Below are 19,600 nucleotides of genomic sequence, written 5' to 3' on the forward strand. Positions count from 1 at the left end.
TAATTATTTTATTAATTTTATTATTTCCGCCACAATATCTTTTGTAGCATTTGGTTTTGCTAATTTTTTCATGTTTAAACTCAAATTGTTTTGAAGGTTTTCATCATGCAACAATTTGTTAAAAACAGACTCAAATTTATCCTCTAATTCACTCTCTTTTATCAATAAAGCTCCCTTTTTATCAGCAATAGCCTTGCCATTCTTAGTTTGGTGATCCTCAGCTACGTTAGGAGAAGGAATAAAGATTGTAGGCTTACCAACCAAGCATAACTCTGAAACAGATGACGCTCCGGCACGAGAAATAACAAAATCGGCAGCTGCATAAATTAAATCCATTCTATCAATAAAGGAGACCACTTGAACATCTTCTTTCTCTGAAAAATGTCTGTATTCTGACATATAAAAATTACCACACTGCCAAAAAACTTGAACACCAGAAGCTAATAAAAAATCCAATTCTTTTTCTATTAACTGATTTATTCTTCTAGAACCAAGACTTCCACCAAGAATTAATAAAGTTTTTTTATTGGTATCTAAATTAAAATAAGAAAGAGCTTCACTTCTTTTTGAGTAAATATCTAAAACATCTTGACGAACTGGATTGCCCGTTAAAATCATTTTCTCTTTTGGAAAAAAACGTTCTAAATTTTCATAAGCAACACAAATCGTATTTGCTTTTTTACTTAACAATTTATTTGTGATTCCTGGAAAGGAGTTCTGTTCTTGAATAACAGTTGGTATCCCCAATAAAGTAGCTATTTGTAATAATGGTCCGCTTGCAAAACCACCGGTACCAATGACAACATCTGGTTTAAATTGGCGTACAATTGTACGCGCTCTAAACAAACTACTAATTAACTTTAATGGAAAAAGTGCATTGTCAAAAGTTATTCTTCTCTGCAATCCGGCAATCCAAAGTCCCTTAATCCGATAACCCGATTGTGGTACTTTTTGCATTTCCATTTTATCTTTGGCACCTACAAAAAGAAACTCAGCATCTGGAAAACGAGTTTTTAATTCATTTGCGATAGCAATTGCAGGATAAATATGTCCTCCTGTACCGCCGCCACTTAATATGAATCTATATTGTTTCATTTTCTTAAACTTACTGAGTTAGTATTATTTTATATTACATTAGAAAAAAAATTACTTGTTTAAAACTGCTTGCATTGGATTTACAGCTTTGTCCTGAATTGAATAATCTTCTTCTAAAACAAATTCTTCTTCTAATTCTCTATCTATTAATTTTTGTAATGCTTCTTCTCTTTTTGCCGCTTCTTTTAATTCTTGAGTAATTTCCTCTTCTTTTTTAGTTACGCCTATAATAATGCCTAAAGCAATACAAGTCATCCAGATGGAAGTTCCTCCACTACTAATTAGAGGCAACGTTTGACCAGTAACTGGCAAAAGCTCTACAGCTACCGCCATATTTATCATGGCTTGAAAAATCATTGGAAATCCCAATCCTATTACTACCAATTTTCCAAAGAGTGTATTGGCTTTGTGCGAAGCAATGACAAACCTAAAAAGCAATAATAAATACAAGGATAAAACTCCCAAACCACCAATTAAACCATATTCCTCTACTATAATTGCATATATAAAATCGGAAGAAGACTGTGGTAAGAAGTTTTTCTGAACACTTTTTCCTGGTCCTAGACCATATATTTTACCTGAGGCAATGGCGATTTTTGCTTTTTCTATTTGGTAATCATCTTCATCGGGTTTGTTTGTACTAAAACTTTCAATTCGACTTTCCCAAGTTGCAACTCTATTAAAAAATTTGGCATCTGGAAAAGCTTTTGAAATCAATATAAAAAACCCAAGAAATAAAATACCAGTTCCAATAATAATAGCCAAGTATTTCATTGGATAACGACCTATAAAAGCCAACATTAATATCATAGAAAAAATCAATGCCGTTGTCGAGAAATTAGATGGAAGAATAAAAATTAGCGTAATGAAAACGGGCAACCAAAGCTCTTTTAAAGATTCTACAAAATCAATTGGATTTTCCCTTGTTTTGGATAAATAGCGCGCTACAAACACAAACAGCACTAAAGCAGCAAATGCAGACGGTTGAAATGAAATTCCAACCAGTGGAATTTGTATCCATCGGCTTGCATTGGCTCCACCAATTACAGTTCCTTTGATCATCGTTATAGCTAAAACTAACCAAACAACAGGCAACAACCATTTAGAAATTGATCTAAAATAATGATAAGGCACTTTATGTATATAATACACAATAAAGACTCCACATCCTATGTGAGCTAAATGTTTAACTAAATATCCTAAAGTATTTCCTGTTCCGTGGCCTATGTAAGCCAAATTACTACTCGCACTCAAAACAGGCATAAACGAAAACAAGGCGAGTAAGGCCACAAATGACCAAATCCCTTTATCTCCTTTTAAATTACCTATTAATCGCTTCATACTTTATTATCTTCAAATTTTATAAAACTCTTTTTATATTACAAATGCTTAACAGCTTGTTTGAATTGATTTCCTCTGTCTTCATAACTTTCAAACAAATCAAAACTAGCACATGCTGGCGATAACAAAACAGTATCTCCTTTTTCTGTTAATCTTTGAGCCATTTTTACAGCATCATTCATATTGTCTACTTCAACCATAATATCTACTACATTGCCAAAAACATCAATAATTTTTTTATTATCAACACCAAGACAAATGATCGCTTTTACTTTCTCCCGAACTAAAGCCATCAATTCATTATAGTCATTCCCTTTATCAACACCACCAACAATCCAAACGGTTGGTGTATTCATGCTATCTAAAGCATAAAAAGAAGCGTTAACATTAGTTGCTTTGGAATCATTTATATATTGAACATTCTGTATTTTTAAAACTTTTTCCAAACGGTGTTCTACTCCTTGAAAATCAGATAAACTCTCTCTAATAGTAGCTTTTCTTATTTGCATTAATTTTGCTACAGAGCTTGCTGCCATTGCGTTTTTCATATTATGCTTTCCTTCTAAAGCAATGTATTCTGTGTTCATTGTAAATTCTTCTTGACTGATTTTAATCTCCATTTTATTATCTTTTATATAGGCTCCTTCGCTGAAAATTTTCGTCAATGAAAAAGGAATTAATTTTGCTTTTGTTTTGTGAGTGCTTAACCATTGGTTAATCGCTTCATCGTCTGCATCGTATATGAGGTAATCATCCTCGGTTTGATTCATTGTTATTCTAAACTTAGAATCGATGTAATTTTCGTATTTATAATCATATCGATCCAAATGATCTGGACTGATATTGGTAATAATTGCGATATGTGGTTTAAAATCTTTGATTCCATCTAATTGAAAACTACTCAACTCCAACACATACGAATCGTATTTATTATCTGCTACTTGCCAAGCAAAACTCTTTCCTATATTTCCTCCTAAACCAGCATTTAATCCTGCTGATTTTAACAAATGATGAGTAAGCATTGTAGTAGTGGTTTTACCATTACTTCCTGTGATACCAATAATTGTTGCATTTGTATAAGGAGCAGCAAACTCAATTTCTGACATTATTGGAATTCCTTTTTCTTTTAGCTTTTTTACTATTGGTGATTTGTCCGGAATTCCTGGACTTTTCATCACCAAATCTGCATTAAGAATCAGATTCTCTGTATGCATTTCCTCTTCCCATTCAATTCCATTTATAAGAAGAACCTCCTTATAGTTCCCTTTTATTTTTCCAAAGTCTGATACAAACACCTCATATCCTTTCTTTTTTCCTAGAATAGCAGTACCAACACCACTTTCTCCTCCACCTAAAATCACTAATCTCATACTATCTTAATTTTAAAGTAATAATGGATAATATGGCTAACATGATGGCAACAATCCAGAATCGAGTTACAATTTTACTTTCGTGATATCCTTTTTTCTGATAATGGTGATGCAAGGGAGACATTAAAAATATTCTTCGGCCTTCGCCAAAGCGTTTCTTTGTATATTTAAAATAACTTACTTGTAGGACTACAGATAAATTTTCGACAAGGAAAATTCCACACAATAATGGAATTAGCATTTCTTTACGCACCGCTATTGCCAAAACAGCAATAATTCCACCAATAGTTAAACTTCCTGTATCACCCATAAAAACGGAAGCTGGATAAGAATTGTACCATAGAAATCCGATAAGTGCCCCAACAAATGCCGCTATAAAAACGGTCATTTCACCTGAATTGGGGATATACATAATATTGAGATAGTTTGAAAAAATGATATTTCCAGAAACAAAAGTAAATATGCCCAACGCGAGAACAGAAACTGCTGAAGTTCCGGCAGCAAGTCCATCAATTCCATCTGTAAGATTTGCACCATTAGAAACTGCTGTTATAATAAAAATAACCACAGGAATAAAAACCAGCCAAGCCCATTTTTGGTAACCATCACCAGTCCAAGCTAATAATTCAGCATAATCAAATTCATTATTTTTAAAGAAAGGTATTGTCGTTACTGTAGATTTCTCTTCAACGGGCGCTTGAACAATTACATTTTCTGTGGTAACTCTAAAAATATTTATTTTACCTGTATCTTGTCTTACAGTAACTGCAGGACTAAAATAAAGTACAGATCCCACAATCAAACCCAAACCAACTTGCCCAACAACTTTAAAAATTCCTTTTAATCCCTTTTTATCTTTTTTAAAGATTTTTATATAATCATCAATAAAGCCAATAGTTCCCATCCAAAGTGTGGTAACCGTCAACAAAACAATATAGATATTATGTAATTTCGCAAAAAGTATTACCGGAACAAGAGTGGCAAAAATTATAATTAATCCACCCATGGTTGGCGTTCCCGCTTTCTCATTTTGTCCGGCTAAACCTAACTCACGAACAGTTTCACCAACTTGTTGCCTTTGTAAAAACTGAATAATTCTTTTTCCATAAATAGTTGACAACAGCAACGATAACATAAATGCTAATGCTGATCTAACAGTAATGTATTGAAAAACTCCTGTACCAGAGATATCCAATGTTTTGTCTAGATATTCAAATAAATAATATAGCATATATGATTATGAGTTAGTTGATTATTTATTAAGTTGTTCTAAAATTTCCTTTATTGTTTCCATATCGTCAAAATGATGGCGAATGCCTTTTACTTCTTGGTAGGTTTCATGTCCCTTACCAGCAATTAAAATTATATCGTTAGGCTGAGCCAATTGACAAGCTGTTTTTATTGCTTGTTTTCTATCTGTAATACTTAAAACTTTTTTATAGTTTTGAGGTGCAACACCTTGCTCCATTTCATTAATAATAGCCTCAGGATCTTCCTCTCTGGGATTATCAGAAGTAAGTATCGCTTTGTCACTTAATGCAGTTGCGATATCTGCCATTATCGGACGTTTCGTTTTGTCTCTATTCCCTCCACAACCCACAACTGTAATTAGTTGTTCATTTTTAGTTCGAATATCATTTATAGTTTTCAAAACATTATCTAATGCATCCGGAGTATGCGCGTAATCTACAATTGCAGTAATATTGGTTGCTGATACTATAAATTGAAATCTTCCAGAAACGCTTTCTAAATCAGATAATAATCGAAGTACTTCAAGACTTTCCAATCCTAACTCAACTGCTGCACCATAAATCGCTAATAAGTTATAGGCGTTAAAAGTACCTATCAATTTTACCCAAACTTCATTTCCGTTTATTTTTAATAACAAACCAGAAAGTTGGTTTTCAAGAATCTGAGCTTTATAATCGGCATAAGATTTCAGAGCGTAAGAACGTTTTCTTGCTGTTGTATTTTGCAACACTATTTGTCCATTTTTATCATCGATATTAGACAATGCAAATGCAGTTTTAGGCAAATGATCAAAAAATGATTTTTTAACATCTCTATATTCTGCAAACGTAGGATGGTAATCTAAGTGATCATGCGATAAATTAGTAAATATTCCTCCCACAAAATGCAACCCTTCTGTTCTTTTTTGATGAATACCATGTGAACTCACCTCCATAAAACAGTATTCAACACCTTGATCTACCATTTCTTTTAGATAATGGTTTATGGCAATAGAATCTGGTGTAGTATGAGTGGCTTTATATTCAATAGTGTCAACTACAATTTTTACCGTAGAAAGCAACCCTACTTTAAAACCTGCTTTTTGGAATAACTGAAATAATAGGGATGCAATTGTAGTTTTACCATTGGTACCCGTAATTCCAACTAACTTTAAATGCTGAGATGGATCACCAAAAAAATTGGCCGCCATAAAAGCCATAGCAGTATTGGTATCTTTCACTAATACATAAGTAACCTCTTTTTCAATTTTTTCAGGAAAAGTGTCGCACACTATGGCTACTGCTCCTAGCTGAATTGCTTTTTCTATAAAATCGTGCCCATCAGAAACAGAACCTCTTATTGCCACAAAAATATCATTAGATCCAATTTTTCGAGAATCAAAATCTAATTTATGAATAGCAACATCAGTCGAACCCTTTACGGCCTCGATAGCTACCTTGTACAATATATCTTTTAGTAAACTCATGATAATTCTAATAATATCGTTGCGTTCTTAACAATATTTTGTCCCGCTTCTACCGATTGTTTTTTTACTTTTCCAACTCCTAAAATCCGTACCTTCAAACCTAAATTACCCAACAATGCTACTGCATCCATACCAGACATTCCTTTTAGATTTGGCACTAATTGTTGCTTAACGTGAGATTTAACAAAATAAGAATCGTAATCACTTTCTTGTTTTGGAATTTTTCTGTCTAAATTTTTAATTTCATTCGTTGAAGGCGCATCCGTAAATATTTTTTGTGCAATTCTTTTAAAAACGGGTCCAGCAACATCGGCACCATAATAATTATTATTGACTGTATTTGGTTTATGAACCACCACAATACAAGAATATTTAGGATTGTCTGCAGGGAAATAGCCAACAAAAGAAGAAGCATAATGTTTGTCTGCACCTCCATTAATTCCATAATTTACTGCCGCAGTTCCCGTTTTACCTGCCATTGAAAAATCTTTAGAATACAATTTAGATCCAGTACCTTTTTTAACCACATTCTCTAAAACCGCGCGCAATTTTAAAATAGTTGATTGCGAACAAATTCTTGGATTTAAAACTTCTTTATCGTATTTTTTTATGGTTCTATTCCATTCTTTAATTTCAGAAACGAACTGAGGTTTCACCATTTCCCCATTATTTGCAACAGCATTATAAAAAGCTAATGTTTGCATAGGTGTAATTGAGACGCCATAACCAAAAGCCATCCAAGGCAGCGAAATATTAGACCAATGTTTGTCTTTAGGTTGTGGTATATAAGGTCTTCCTTCGCCTTTTATTGAAAGTCCTAATGGTTTGTTTAATCCAAAATTATTAAGATGATTTACAAATTTTGAAGGTTCATTTTTATAATTCTCATACACCGCTTGAACCATAATCGTATTAGACGAAAGTTCAAACCCTCTTGCTAATGAAATCTTACCGTAACCCCCAATATGCGAATCGCGTACTTTTTTGCCAGAATAAACGATAACCCCACCTTTACTATCATAAACACTACTAGTATCTGCTTTTTTATCTTCAAGAAGTGCCATCAAATCGGCAAGTTTATACGTAGATCCAGGCTCATGTGATTCGGCTACTGCATAATTCGTTGTTTCGAAATATGAACCATCAGTGCCTCTTCCTAAATTTGAAATTGCTTTTACATGACCCGTTTTTGTTTCCATAACCACTACACAACCATGATCTGCTTCATATATTTCTAACTGTTTTAGTAAAGCATGATGCGCAATATCCTGTATGTAAACATCTATAGTTGAGATAACATCATACCCGTCTTGAGGATCAACTTCATTCAAATCTCTTATTGGCTTCCATTGCCCTTTGGCAATCTTTTGTTTTAAAATTTTACCGTCTTTACCATTAAGATAATCTCTAAACGCCCACTCTATTCCTTTACCATCATACGATTCGCCTTTTGAAGTGCGCTCATAACCTACCGTTCGTTCAGCAATTTTACCTATTGGATGTTCTCTTACCGTTTCTTGCTCGATTATAATCCCTCCTTTATAGGCACCCAAATTAAATAATGGAAAACCTTTAATTTTAAAGTATTGTGTATAACTCAATTTACGAGCAATCAAATAATATCTGTTTTTGTTCGCTCTAGCTTTTCGAAGTTCATTCTCATAAAAACCCGATGATTTACCTAAAACTGTTGCTAACGAATCTGACAATGCTCTAACATTTTTCTCAAATGATTCTGGCTTTGGAGCCAAAGCATCAAAATGTATTTCATAATTTGGAATTGAAGTAGCCAAAAGACTGCCATCAGCAGAATAAATATTTCCTTTATTGGCTGGAATTACAAAATTCCTAACGGTTCTTTCTTTAGCCAACTTTCTATAATAATCCCCTTCAACCCACTGAATATTAGTTAATTTAACGGCAATAGCAATAGCCATGACAAAAATGCCAAAAGCTACCATGTATATTCTATAAGATATGTGCTTATCTTCTACTGCCATAATTTTCCTAAAAAGGTTTTATCTTCTTCTTTTATTACTTTTATTTTTACTGGAGGAACTGTTGATGGGAAAATTCCTTTCTCAATCATTTTTTCAGAAACAGTAGACTCCATTTTCAGTTTCATCAACTCAGAACGCCTGTCAACAAACTCAGAGCGCAGCTCTTTAGCTTTATTAGTTAACTCGACAATTTTAAACACCTTTTGTTCAAATCTCTGAGTGTTAGCAATCATTAGAATAGCTAATAAAATTATAAAAACAATAAAACGCCAGTTCTTGACCGCATCCTCATTATTAAGGAATTTTGCCTTTAACAAACCGTATACTCCGTTTTTCATCTTTTAATAAATTATCTCTTTTCTGCTATTCTTAATTTGGCACTTCTAGCCCTATTGTTTTCTTTTATCTCTTGATTATCCGGAACAATTAGTTTACCGATGGTTTTGAATGGAACCGAAAAATTACCAAAAAAATCACGTTCAGGTTCTCCTTCAAACAGACCGTTTTTCATAAAACGCTTGACTAATCTGTCTTCTAAAGAGTGATATGATATTACACTTAATCTGCCTTCAGGACTTAAAATCTCTAGTGATTGCTCTAAAAATTCTTTCAAAACATCCATCTCTTGATTTACTTCAATTCGGATAGCTTGATAAATCTGAGCTAATATTTTATTTCGAATTCTTTCCGGTAAAAATCGCGCTAACACTTCTTTTAACTGATCTGTAGTTTTAATAGGACTATTTTCTCTAGACTCAATTATTGTTCTAGACAAAAGCGGAGCATTTTTTAATTCACCATAATCCAAAAAGACTCTCTTTAAATTAGCCTCATCATACTCATTAACCACTTTATAAGCATTTAAATCATTTTTTTGACTCATTCGCATATCCAATCCAGCATCAAATCGTGTAGAAAAACCTCTTTCTGGCACATCAAATTGATGAGAAGAAACTCCTAAATCTGCTAAAATTCCGTCTACACTTTTAATTCCGTAAAAGCGCATGAAACGTTTTATAAATCTAAAATTCTCATTAATCAGTGTAAATCTTTCGTCTGGCAATGCATTTGCCAAAGCATCCTCATCTTGATCAAAAGCAAAAAGTTTTCCTTTTGGACCCAGTCTAGACAAAATTTCTTTTGAATGACCACCTCCACCAAAAGTCACATCAACATAAACACCATCAGGTTTAATGTTTAAACCATCTACTGTTGCATGAAGCAAAACCGGATTATGATATTCCATTGTCGTCGTCATTTATATTACCCATTACTTCTTCTGCTAAATCTGCAAAATCTAAATCCTCACCACTTATTGATTTCTCATATAAATCTTTATCCCAGATTTCTACAATATTCACTGCCGAAGAAAACACTACTTCTTTTGCTATACTTGCAAAAGAAACCAAATCCTTAGGAACTAATAACCTTCCTAAAGCATCAATCTCAACCACCTTAACCCCTGCAGTAAAGCGACGAATAAAATCATTATTCTTCTTTACAAAACGATTGAGTTTATTTATTTTTTGCATCATTAAATCCCATTCCTGCATAGGATATAACTCTAGGCAAGGCTGAAACACAGAACGCTTCAAAACGAATCCGTTTTGAAGTGAGGAAGCCAATTGCTTTTTCAAAGGCGCTGGCATGAGCAATCTTCCTTTAGCATCGACTTTACATTCATATGTCCCAATAATTGTATCCAAAGAATAGTATTAAATGATGTAGAGCAAAAATATAAAAAAAATTACCACATTTTACCACTATATACCACTTTGTTAATAAGTTTAACCACTTTACTCCCGAAAAGCCTAATTTATAAGCAATCAGAGCTTTAACAATTATTTACTTTATTTGTAAGAAACATAATGTTATAAAAAACAACATTTTGAAGATGTCTAAACAGCCTATTAAAATGGTTCAGATAAATCAGAAAAAGACATAAATAGAGAAGAATAATCCAACAAAAAAGAGGGTTTTAATGTTTGAACAGAATAATTTTACAATTAAAAATTGTTGTAAGAATTAATTTTTATTTATTAAATCATATATTTGTCAAAATTGAAAATTCGGTTTCAAACAAAATGGAAAAAAACTATAAAAAAGAAGGTAGATACAGCTATTATGAAGCTGGAGAAGGAATCCCAATCGTTATACTTCACGGACTAATGGGAGGACTCAGTAATTTTGATGCTGTTGCTAGTTACTTTTCTACAAAAGGCTACAAAATCATCATTCCAGACCTACCCATATACACTCAAAATATTTTAAAAACTAATGTAAAAAGTTTTGCAAAATATGTAAAAGATTTCATCACATTTAAAGGTTTAGAACGCGTTATATTATTAGGTAATTCATTGGGCGGACACATAGCTTTGTACCACACTAAAATGTATCCTGAAAAAGTAGCAGGTCTTGTAATTACAGGAAGTTCGGGACTTTACGAAAGTGCAATGGGAGATAGTTATCCTAAAAGAGGGGATTACGAATACATCAAGAAAAAAGCAGAAGATGTTTTTTATGATCCTGCGGTAGCCACAAAAGAACTTATAGATGAGGTTTATGAATCTGTGAATGATAGAATAAAACTGATAAAAACATTAACAATTGCTAAAAGTGCAATTCGTCATAATATGGCTAAAGATTTGCCAAAAATGCATGTTCAGACTTGTATCATCTGGGGAAAAAACGATAAAGTTACACCTCCTGATGTTGCAGAAGAATTTAATAAATTATTACCAAATTCTACTTTATATTGGATTGACAAATGCGGACATGCTGCTATGATGGAACATCCAGATGAATTTAACAATTTACTGGAAGAGTGGTTAACCAATACACATTTACCAGTATAATTTTATACCAAGAGAATTTTTACACAACATAAAAATGAAAATTAATACCGCAGAATTTGTTATTAGTAACTCCGAAGTAAGCAAATGTCCTAAAGATTTTTTGCCGGAATATGCTTTTATTGGTAGATCAAATGTAGGGAAATCCTCTTTGATAAACATGATAACAAATCATAAGAAATTAGCAAAAACATCTGGAAGACCTGGAAAAACACAATTGATCAATCACTTTTTGATTAACAGCAATTGGTATCTTGTCGATTTACCAGGTTATGGTTATGCAAAAGTGTCTAAGAAAACAAAATCTATTTTTCAGGAATTTATAACAGACTACTTTGAAACAAGAGAACAATTAGTATGTGCATTTGTTTTGATTGATATTCGCCACGAAGCGCAAACTATAGATATCGAATTTATGTCGTACATGGGAGAAAGTGAAATTCCCTTCTGTATTATTTTTACCAAAGCAGATAAAATTAGTAAAGTAAAAATAGATTCACATATTGCCGCTTACAAGAAAAAAATGTTTGCTAATAACTGGGCCGAAATGCCTCATTATTTTGTAACCTCAGCAACAGAATCAACAGGAAAAGAAGAATTATTAGGCTACATAGACGAAGTAAACCAAGAAGTATTTAAAAACAACAATCAGTTTTAAAATGCTCTAAATAGACTTGGAAAAATAGACATGACAAGAAAAAAAATTATCTCAATTCCTATTTTAGCCATTGTTTTATTGCTTTTTGCTTCATGCAAAAGCAATACTTACGTCTTAACTAATATAGATTATAAAACAGGCGTTGATTTTACAAATGGAAAATGGTTGCTTAATCAATTAGATAGTCCAGGCTACAATTCTGAAAGGCTTACTAATGAGGCCGCCACCTTTTTTAAAGATAATTTAAAAGATCGCTATTTTTACAGAGAGGACGTGAGCAATTTATTGATACCTTATAAAATCCCATTAAACCCAAGTAAACAAAAACTTCAAGAGCTAAAAATCGGAACAGGTTTTGACTATTTCATCAATATTTCTTCTAAAAAAAACAAAGACGAAATAGGAATAATTGGACTATACGAAGACGAATACTCAACTGGAGCAAACCAAAGCGAGGTAACACTAGAAATATATGACTTGAATTCACAAGAAATAATCTATTCTCAAAGGGCAATTGGAAAGGAATCCGCTAAAAAAGAAAAGTCAGTATGGGAAACTCAAAAATCAAATAAATTAATCGATAACATTTCTTTTCACAGAAGCTCAAGTACGCTAATGACAGGAAGCTTGAAGAAGATCCTAAAAGATTTGCAAAAAAAATCTATACAAAATTAAAAATTCTTTCAGTCTAAAAAACCATTAATTCAACAAAAAAAACTGCAATTGAAACGAATCAAATTGCAGTTTTTTTTTGTTTAAATTTTGAAGCTATACTTCATACAGAATAGTTTGTGATAAAAGATTAACTATTTACCCAACTCTAATTTCTCTGCAAAATAATCGCAAAAATCTTTCATGGTATCTGACATTTTTTCGTCATCTGTAGCACGTTTAAAAGTTTCTGACATTGCTACTAAAGTTTGGTGAAAGAAAATTTTCATTTCATCAACAGGCATATCTTTCGTCCACAGATCAATTCGCATACTTTCCTTTGCTTTGCTATCCCAAATAGAAAGCATAATCGCTTTAGCCTCTTGCGCCTCCACACCTCCATCTTGAGCAGACCACATTAATTTTTCTGGAACACGGTTTTCATCTAATTCGACTAAAAACTTAATTTCGGATGTATTTTTATTTGACATTATTTTTTGGGTTTGTATTTAGATTTTTCGAACAACTCTTTTGCATTCATTTTTAATAATTCGGAAATAGGCATATCATTATTTTTCGCAAAAGATCGTACTATTTGCCAACCGATCCATGCTCCGACTCTTCCCGGAGAATCATTGTCAATCTCAAGATAAAATTTAGAGAAAGGAGCTGGGTTTATAAATCGGGAAATTAATTTTTGATCATTATTATAAAGCATTTCTCTTTCTATAAAATAGCGCCACATATAATTTTCATTTTCCTCACACCAAGTAATTTGTTCTGGCGTGTAACCCATTTTTTCTGCATCTGAATACTCAGGCAATAATAAATCTTTTAGATATAATTGTTTGCCATTGTATATCATCTGTGTTAAAAGATCTTTATCAAGGACTGGTGGAATTTTACGTGTCGAAAAACTAGCCACTAGGTCAGGAGCGATTTGTTTTTCTACAAAATTTTGCTTTAAATAATTTGGGAATTGATAAAATTTGTGCTCTTTTCCCAGATATAATTCTAAGGAGATGATGACTAAACTATCTGCATAAATAGCCTTATTATTATAGTCCATTTCTGCGATAACAGTAATCACTTTTGGTGTTTTTGTTTCTGGAAAATAATATTTAATGTGTTTAAAAAGAGTTTCTAATTCTTCCTTTTCAGGTTCAAAATTAGCATACTTTTTCTGAACCTCAGTGTACACTTCTTTCCAAATTGGATCCTGCATTTTGTTAATCCAAACACTGTTGTCATTTCCTGCAGGAAAAAAAAACGGAAATTGTTTTTTGACCTTATCTAAATCTTGAGGCTTCGTTTCAAAAAATAATTGATCAAAACGCTCCACTTTTACTTCTAAAGGAATTACCGCTATGGCAGTTTCAAATTTATTTTTCTTATTACAAGATAAAATAAAGAGACAAAAGACTACAAGCAACAGATATTTTTTCATATTTATTAATTAAATTTGTTTCTAAAGAAAAATTAGGAAACAAAAGAATGAGTAATTCATTTTGCAAATATACATTCCTGCTTCTTAAAATGTAAATTATTATGACTAAAAAAAGCACCATTCAAGTTGAAAAAATAAACGATCAAATTGTTAAGTGGTTAAAAACTTATGCCGAAAATGCAAAGGTAAACGGGTTTGTGATCGGTATTTCTGGCGGAGTAGATTCAGCCGTAACCTCAACCTTATGTGCTCAAACAGGATTAAAAGTTTTATGTGTTGAAATGCCAATTCATCAAGCACAAAGTCATGTAACTCGCGGAAAAGAACATATTGAACAATTAAAGTTACGTTTCCCAAATGTAAGTAGTATTGAAGCGAATCTAACGGATACTTTTGAAACTTTTAAAACCGTTGTCCCAGAAAATGAAGATGTTGCCAAATTAAATTTAGCATTAGCAAATACTAGAGCAAGATTAAGAATGACCACTTTATATTATTTTGCTGGAATTCATGGACTATTGGTGGCAGGAACAGGAAATAAAGTTGAAGATTTTGGAGTTGGTTTTTACACAAAATATGGTGACGGTGGAGTAGATCTAAGTCCAATAGCTGATTTAATGAAATCGGAAGTTTTTTTATTGGGTCATTATTTAAAAATAACTAAATCAATTTTAGACGCCTCACCAACTGATGGATTGTTTGGTGATGATAGAACAGATGAAGATCAACTTGGCGCTAGTTATGATGAGTTAGAATGGGCAATGTTACAAGATGAATCTAAAAAAAGCGCAACAGATTTTACAGGAAGAGAACGTATTGTTTTTGAAATATACAAGCGATTAAATCGTATAAATCAACACAAAATGATCCCAATTCCCTTTTGTAGAATCAATAAATATTAAAGAAATCATATTTTCTATTGATTTGCAATTAATTACAGAAATTATTTATTAATTTTACGAATCCAATTACAAACAATTCTAAAAACTTAAAATTATGATTAAAGTATGTATAGCCGATAACTATCCTGTTGTGCATTTTGGAGTAAAATCTTACTTTAAAGATAATGCAGACATTTCGATAGTTGCCAATGTTGGCAATTTCTTAATGGTGCGGGATATACTTCAAACAAAAGACATTGATGTCTTAGTAATAGATTTGGAACTAGAAGGTCTTTCCAGCATTTTTGAGGTCAAAGCACTTTTGAAAAATTTTCCAAAAACAAAAATCATTATCTATAGTGGTCTTTCTGAACAGATTTATGCACCAAATGCCATAAAAGCCGGAGTATCTGGTTTTGTACACAAATCTGAAAAATTAGAAACTTTAGGTATCTCTATTATCAAAGTCTACCAAGGCAAGATAATAATGAATGAGACAGTAAAGAAAAATTTAGCATTGATTGCTAAACAAACTAAAAGTGAACGTTTGTATCGCAAGTTATCTAATCGTGAAGTTGAAGTTTTACGTTATTTAAGTGGAGGTAAAAAGAACCATGAAATTGCTGAAATTTTAAATCTTAACGAAAAAACGATTAGTACATACAAATTGCGTTTATTAACTAAGTTAAATGTTACCAACCTAGTAGACTTAGTGGATAAAGCAAAAAAACTAGAAATAGTTTAGTATCGAGACATTACTCTTCCCAGTTTTTTAGAAAAAGAATGGATTAATGTATTGTAATCCATTATCATTGATAAAGACTCTGTATTATCCGAATTTGATTCAGATAGCACAGAGTTTTTTAATGTTTATATTGTACAACTACTCTACCAGTCTTATAAGAGAATTTTGTTTCAAGTTTTTTATAATCAATTATTTCAGTTATTACCTCAGTATTATCTACTCCAAATTCTCTAGAAATAGAATTCTTAGCATTTTCTATAAATTGACTTATCAAATACCACCTTAATGTAAATAAGTTATCCGTAACATTTTGATTCAACTGTTCTAATTTAGTTTTCGGAAAAATATTTTGTCCTTCCCAATCATGCAATACATATTTCTCATTATTCATCACAATATCTGTAATTATTTGAGCAAATTCCGGTTTCAAATGCATTATATATCTCTCTAAATTAAAATTATCATTTTGCAAATAAACACTTATTAAATCATTATATATTTCTTTAAACAAACCAGTTGCAAATTCTATTTCATCCTCCTGTAGACTTAAATATATTTCTTCATAAACCTTTCTATCTTTCATTACAACTACCTCCTCAACTTCGCCTTCAGGATTAGTTGCAATCAAAACCCCTTCAAATTTTTCAGAAACATTTCCGTATGATAAAAGTATATTTATAATTTCACATTCTACAATACCCAAAGTATCAACTTTTTCTATATCAACGAGATTTTGATTCTTAACAACTTCAAATGCTTTTTGTCCTGAATCTTCTGCTTGTTTTTGTTTTTTACCAACATCTGTAACTTCTTTTTGAACTAATTGTGCTAAGGTACTTTGCAACACTTGCTCTGAAATATCCATAATCCTAGAACATTCCTGAATGTAAATTTCTCTTTGAATACGATCTGGAATTTTTGAAATACTAGTAACCATATCTCGAATCAAATCTGCTTTTTTGATTGGATCGTTCTTGGCTTCATTCATCAAAAGTGACGCCTTAAATTGAATAAAATCTTTAGCATTATTTTCTAGATATAAAACTAAATCATCATGAGAAGTCTTTTTGGCAAAACTATCTGGATCTTCACCGTCAGGAAAAGTACATACTTTTACGTTCATCCCTTCCTCTAGTATCAAATCGATTCCACGAATAGAAGCACGAAGTCCTGCTGCATCGCCATCAAAAAGCATCGTTACATTCTTAGTCAACCTATTGATCAATCTGATTTGATCTGGCGTCAATGCTGTGCCAGATGAAGCAACAACGTTTTCTATTCCTGCTTGATTAAACTGAATCACATCTGTATAACCTTCAACTAAATAACAATTATTTAGTTTAGCAATAGATTGTTTGGCTTGAAAAATTCCGTAAAGGACTTTACTTTTATGGTAAATATCACTTTCAGGCGAATTTAAATATTTTGCTGCTTTTTTATCGTTGGTCAAAATCCTACCTCCAAAACCCAGCACTCTTCCTGACATACTTTGAATAGGAAACATAACACGCCCTTTGAAGCGATCAAATGGACGATCGTCTTTAGGAATTGTTAAACCGGTACTTTCCAAAAATTCTAATTTATACCCTTTTCCTAGCGCTTCCTTAGTAAAAGCATCCCAGGCTTCAGGAGAATAACCTAATCCAAATTTTTCAATAGTGTCATTTGTAAATCCTCTTTCTTTAAAATAAGAATAACCTATCGCTTTTCCTTCTTCTGAATTTAAAAGCGTATTGTGAAAATAGGTTTTAGCAAATTCTGAAACTAGATACATACTTTCTCTAATATCGGTATTTGCTTTTTCTTCATCAGTTTGCTCTGTTTCTTCGATTTCAATATTGTATTTTTTGGCTAAATACCGAATGGCCTCTGGATACGTAAATTGTTCGTGTTCCATCAAGAACGCAACCGAGTTGCCACCTTTTCCAGAACTAAAATCTTTCCAAATTCCTTTAGCTGGAGAAACCATAAACGAAGGAGAACGCTCCTCAGAAAAAGGACTCAATCCCTTGAAATTACTTCCTGCTCGTTTTAAATTTACAAAATCACCTATTACCTCCTCTACTCGAGCAGTTTCGAAAACAGTATCAATGGTCGCTTTTGAAATCAAAATATATTGGGAAATTAAAATTATTTTAAGATTGCAAAAATACGCAAATCAAACCTCAAATTCTAAATCTAAAACGAAAAAAAGCGCCTCTTCCGAAGCACTTTTTAAATAACTAACTAACTCAAATAAATCTTAATTAAAATCGAAACGCAATCCTAAAGAAACATTATTCTGATTCACAGCATTATTTTTAAATAACGGATTTAAATCATATTTCAAATATAAACTTGTCGATTTATAACCTGCATAAGTACTTAAACCATAAATAAAATCTGTTGTGTTAAAATCGCCTTTGACTTTATCAGTAACTTTTAGGTCATTGTCATTATATTTTATAATTTGCTTTGATTTCAAATTAACTCCTGCATATCCTCCGACTCCTAAACGAAAGCTATTGTGGGTTCTAAATAACGGTTTCCCATTTGAATCTTTATTACCAGAAAAATCAAATTCTAAATGTAAGGGCGCGACTAAATAAACATTTTTAAAACGTGAATCATTTAAATCTCTAGAATCTACAGTAAGATCTGTTTGATTTCCATTCACAACAAAACTGCGATTATCCGTTGGACGAAGATTATTATACATCAAAGAAAGACCATATTTAGCGTGCAAAAGATTATTCTTTTCTAAGATTCTACTATTGTACGTAACGCCAAGTTCATAAAAATGAGATCCAAAATACCTAAAATCTGACTTATTCACATTTCCATTTGTGACTACATTATTCAATCCCGCAGCAAAAACTAATTGGCTTGTAGTTCTTTTAGACAATCTACTTTCTTTATCCTCATATCCATTATAAAACTTCATCGAAGTCACATTGAATTCTCTATTATTAGAACCTATAGAATCATTACTAATCCCAATAATGACTATGGTTGAGCCTCTTTTATCATTTTCAGCATTATCAAATTTACCATCTACTCTATCTTGAATTAACTGATTCAATTTCTTCTCCTCTAAAGCTACTTTAGTTTCGATAGTATTGGCACGTACTTTTGCTTTTTCTAATTTGAGTGCTTCTGCTTTTTCTTTCGAAATTAATCCTTTTTCTACTTCTTGATCAATAGCATCTACTTCATTTTTTAATGCCTTTTTTTCTCTATCCTTCACCAACTTAATTTCGTCCCCTATTGCTTTGGCTCTTTTTTCAAAGGAAATCAATTTATTGTCTCTTCCTTTATTGTAGCCTGTTTCCGCAAGAGAATCATCTACTATTTCTATAGTAATGTCTTTAAACCAAACTTGACCTGTTTCATTTAATAAAACACCATAAGAAATAGAGGTAGCATCAACTGGTACAAATAATACGATTTCATATTTTTGCCAGTCTGTTGTTCCTTTAATGCGTCTATCGTTCATATTGTCAAAAGCGAGAACTTGAGCTGAATAATAATCAACACGCATCCATAATGCAGCACCAGATTTTGCTTTTTCACTTTTTACATATCCAGACATTTTAACTGTTTTTCCTTTATATAAATCAGATGGAACGGTTTTCATAAGGGAACCAAAACCATAAATCTTATTTTTAACTGACTTCATGGTAAAAATATTTTGATCCATTAGCTGTGGATTTTTTTCAAAACTCATGTTGTAATTAGGAGAATTTGGTTCCCAATATGACCAGTCTAGCACATATTTATAACTTCCCGTACTTTGAGCGTTTAATTTGGCGACCATAGCGACCAAAAGAATAACTGTAAATAAAATAATTTTTCTCATGATTTT

The 19,600-nt window shown here is 32.1% G+C and carries 18 protein-coding genes; 5 read left to right on the plus strand and 13 right to left on the minus strand.

Translation table 11 applies throughout. The features are described from left to right. Window positions 1-3: 3 nt before the first annotated feature. Genes murG through mraZ form a run of 9 tightly spaced genes read right to left on the minus strand, consistent with a single transcriptional unit; the run spans window position 4 to window position 10,228 of the window. On the minus strand, window positions 4-1,095 hold the full coding sequence (gene murG, locus H2650_RS00330; RefSeq protein ID WP_188048771.1) for an undecaprenyldiphospho-muramoylpentapeptide beta-N-acetylglucosaminyltransferase: 1,092 nt from the start codon (window positions 1,093-1,095) through the stop codon (window positions 4-6). A gap of 51 nt (window positions 1,096-1,146) precedes the next feature. Beyond that, the gene (locus H2650_RS00335; RefSeq protein ID WP_188048772.1) at window positions 1,147-2,436 is read right to left on the minus strand and encodes an FtsW/RodA/SpoVE family cell cycle protein; all 1,290 of its coding nucleotides are present in this window, start codon (window positions 2,434-2,436) and stop codon (window positions 1,147-1,149) included. Window positions 2,437-2,474: 38 nt separating this feature from the next. Continuing rightward, window positions 2,475-3,806 (minus strand): UDP-N-acetylmuramoyl-L-alanine--D-glutamate ligase, encoded by a 1,332-nt coding sequence (gene murD, locus H2650_RS00340; RefSeq protein WP_188048773.1) that lies wholly within the window; start codon window positions 3,804-3,806, stop codon window positions 2,475-2,477. 1 nt (window position 3,807) lies between these two features. Then, window positions 3,808-5,037: a phospho-N-acetylmuramoyl-pentapeptide-transferase gene (mraY, locus tag H2650_RS00345; protein ID WP_188048774.1), complete on the minus strand. Its 1,230-nt coding sequence runs from the start codon at window positions 5,035-5,037 to the stop codon at window positions 3,808-3,810. 21 nt (window positions 5,038-5,058) lie between these two features. Continuing rightward, the gene (locus H2650_RS00350; protein ID WP_188048775.1) at window positions 5,059-6,522 is read right to left on the minus strand and encodes a UDP-N-acetylmuramoyl-L-alanyl-D-glutamate--2,6-diaminopimelate ligase; all 1,464 of its coding nucleotides are present in this window, start codon (window positions 6,520-6,522) and stop codon (window positions 5,059-5,061) included. Further along, window positions 6,519-8,522 carry a penicillin-binding protein gene (locus tag H2650_RS00355; RefSeq protein ID WP_188048776.1) on the minus strand — a complete coding sequence of 668 codons (2,004 nt, stop codon included), beginning with the start codon at window positions 8,520-8,522 and terminating at the stop codon, window positions 6,519-6,521. The genes H2650_RS00350 and H2650_RS00355 overlap by 4 nt, the downstream gene beginning before the upstream one ends. Further along, the gene (locus H2650_RS00360) at window positions 8,513-8,860 is read right to left on the minus strand and encodes an FtsL-like putative cell division protein (RefSeq protein ID WP_188048777.1); all 348 of its coding nucleotides are present in this window, start codon (window positions 8,858-8,860) and stop codon (window positions 8,513-8,515) included. Before H2650_RS00360 ends, H2650_RS00355 begins: the two co-directional genes overlap by 10 nt. Window positions 8,861-8,871: 11 nt before the next feature. Continuing rightward, window positions 8,872-9,780, minus strand: a complete 909-nt coding sequence (rsmH, locus tag H2650_RS00365; protein ID WP_188048778.1) for a 16S rRNA (cytosine(1402)-N(4))-methyltransferase RsmH — start codon at window positions 9,778-9,780, stop codon at window positions 8,872-8,874. Continuing rightward, the gene (mraZ, locus tag H2650_RS00370) at window positions 9,755-10,228 is read right to left on the minus strand and encodes a division/cell wall cluster transcriptional repressor MraZ (RefSeq protein WP_188048779.1); all 474 of its coding nucleotides are present in this window, start codon (window positions 10,226-10,228) and stop codon (window positions 9,755-9,757) included. The genes rsmH and mraZ overlap by 26 nt, the downstream gene beginning before the upstream one ends. 378 nt (window positions 10,229-10,606) lie before the next feature. Between mraZ and H2650_RS00375 the strand changes: the two genes are divergently transcribed. From H2650_RS00375 to H2650_RS00385, 3 genes are read left to right on the plus strand one after another with little or no spacing between them, the layout of a single operon-like run. Then, on the plus strand, window positions 10,607-11,377 hold the full coding sequence (locus H2650_RS00375) for an alpha/beta fold hydrolase (protein ID WP_188048780.1): 771 nt from the start codon (window positions 10,607-10,609) through the stop codon (window positions 11,375-11,377). A gap of 34 nt (window positions 11,378-11,411) precedes the next feature. Continuing rightward, on the plus strand, window positions 11,412-12,032 hold the full coding sequence (gene yihA, locus H2650_RS00380) for a ribosome biogenesis GTP-binding protein YihA/YsxC (protein ID WP_188048781.1): 621 nt from the start codon (window positions 11,412-11,414) through the stop codon (window positions 12,030-12,032). A gap of 30 nt (window positions 12,033-12,062) precedes the next feature. Then, window positions 12,063-12,707 carry a hypothetical protein gene (locus H2650_RS00385; RefSeq protein ID WP_188048782.1) on the plus strand — a complete coding sequence of 215 codons (645 nt, stop codon included), beginning with the start codon at window positions 12,063-12,065 and terminating at the stop codon, window positions 12,705-12,707. A 131-nt stretch (window positions 12,708-12,838) separates the two neighbouring features. Here H2650_RS00385 and gldC read toward each other — a convergent pair whose 3' ends face one another. Together gldC and gldB are read right to left on the minus strand one after the other, a co-directional pair. Continuing rightward, window positions 12,839-13,174, minus strand: a complete 336-nt coding sequence (gldC, locus tag H2650_RS00390) for a gliding motility protein GldC (RefSeq protein ID WP_188048783.1) — start codon at window positions 13,172-13,174, stop codon at window positions 12,839-12,841. Beyond that, a complete protein-coding gene (gene gldB, locus H2650_RS00395; protein WP_188048784.1) occupies window positions 13,174-14,130 on the minus strand; it encodes a gliding motility lipoprotein GldB in 957 nt (318 codons plus the stop codon). Before gldB ends, gldC begins: the two co-directional genes overlap by 1 nt. Before the next feature lie 101 nt (window positions 14,131-14,231). On the opposite strand from gldB, the gene nadE reads away from it, so the two are divergent. Next, entirely contained in the window at window positions 14,232-15,032 is an 801-nt protein-coding gene (nadE, locus tag H2650_RS00400) for an NAD(+) synthase (RefSeq protein ID WP_188048785.1), read from the plus strand. A gap of 94 nt (window positions 15,033-15,126) precedes the next feature. Then, a complete protein-coding gene (locus H2650_RS00405; RefSeq protein ID WP_188048786.1) occupies window positions 15,127-15,756 on the plus strand; it encodes a response regulator transcription factor in 630 nt (209 codons plus the stop codon). Between the two features lie 118 nt (window positions 15,757-15,874). On the opposite strand, the gene dnaG is transcribed toward H2650_RS00405, so the two are convergent. Together dnaG and H2650_RS00415 are read right to left on the minus strand one after the other, a co-directional pair. Beyond that, window positions 15,875-17,866 (minus strand): DNA primase, encoded by a 1,992-nt coding sequence (gene dnaG, locus H2650_RS00410; protein ID WP_188048787.1) that lies wholly within the window; start codon window positions 17,864-17,866, stop codon window positions 15,875-15,877. Window positions 17,867-17,998: 132 nt separating this feature from the next. Beyond that, window positions 17,999-19,594, minus strand: a complete 1,596-nt coding sequence (locus tag H2650_RS00415; RefSeq protein ID WP_188048788.1) for a hypothetical protein — start codon at window positions 19,592-19,594, stop codon at window positions 17,999-18,001. Between the last annotated feature and the right edge of the window lie 6 nt (window positions 19,595-19,600).

It is taken from the genome of Flavobacterium sp. GP15, from assembly GCF_014281985.1.
Classification (GTDB): Bacteria; Bacteroidota; Bacteroidia; order Flavobacteriales; family Flavobacteriaceae; genus Flavobacterium; species Flavobacterium pygoscelis.

Coding starts and splice junctions, on each gene's coding strand:
- murG (WP_188048771.1), bottom strand. CDS start 1,095: ATGAAACAATATAGATTCATATTAAGTGGCGGCGGTACAGGAGGACAT.
- H2650_RS00335 (WP_188048772.1), bottom strand. CDS start 2,436: ATGAAGCGATTAATAGGTAATTTAAAAGGAGATAAAGGGATTTGGTCA.
- murD (WP_188048773.1), bottom strand. CDS start 3,806: ATGAGATTAGTGATTTTAGGTGGAGGAGAAAGTGGTGTTGGTACTGCT.
- mraY (WP_188048774.1), bottom strand. CDS start 5,037: ATGCTATATTATTTATTTGAATATCTAGACAAAACATTGGATATCTCT.
- H2650_RS00350 (WP_188048775.1), bottom strand. CDS start 6,522: ATGAGTTTACTAAAAGATATATTGTACAAGGTAGCTATCGAGGCCGTA.
- H2650_RS00355 (WP_188048776.1), bottom strand. CDS start 8,522: ATGGCAGTAGAAGATAAGCACATATCTTATAGAATATACATGGTAGCT.
- H2650_RS00360 (WP_188048777.1), bottom strand. CDS start 8,860: ATGAAAAACGGAGTATACGGTTTGTTAAAGGCAAAATTCCTTAATAAT.
- rsmH (WP_188048778.1), bottom strand. CDS start 9,780: ATGACGACGACAATGGAATATCATAATCCGGTTTTGCTTCATGCAACA.
- H2650_RS00375 (WP_188048780.1), top strand. CDS start 10,607: ATGGAAAAAAACTATAAAAAAGAAGGTAGATACAGCTATTATGAAGCT.
- yihA (WP_188048781.1), top strand. CDS start 11,412: ATGAAAATTAATACCGCAGAATTTGTTATTAGTAACTCCGAAGTAAGC.
- H2650_RS00385 (WP_188048782.1), top strand. CDS start 12,063: ATGACAAGAAAAAAAATTATCTCAATTCCTATTTTAGCCATTGTTTTA.
- gldC (WP_188048783.1), bottom strand. CDS start 13,174: ATGTCAAATAAAAATACATCCGAAATTAAGTTTTTAGTCGAATTAGAT.
- gldB (WP_188048784.1), bottom strand. CDS start 14,130: ATGAAAAAATATCTGTTGCTTGTAGTCTTTTGTCTCTTTATTTTATCT.
- nadE (WP_188048785.1), top strand. CDS start 14,232: ATGACTAAAAAAAGCACCATTCAAGTTGAAAAAATAAACGATCAAATT.
- H2650_RS00405 (WP_188048786.1), top strand. CDS start 15,127: ATGATTAAAGTATGTATAGCCGATAACTATCCTGTTGTGCATTTTGGA.
- H2650_RS00415 (WP_188048788.1), bottom strand. CDS start 19,594: ATGAGAAAAATTATTTTATTTACAGTTATTCTTTTGGTCGCTATGGTC.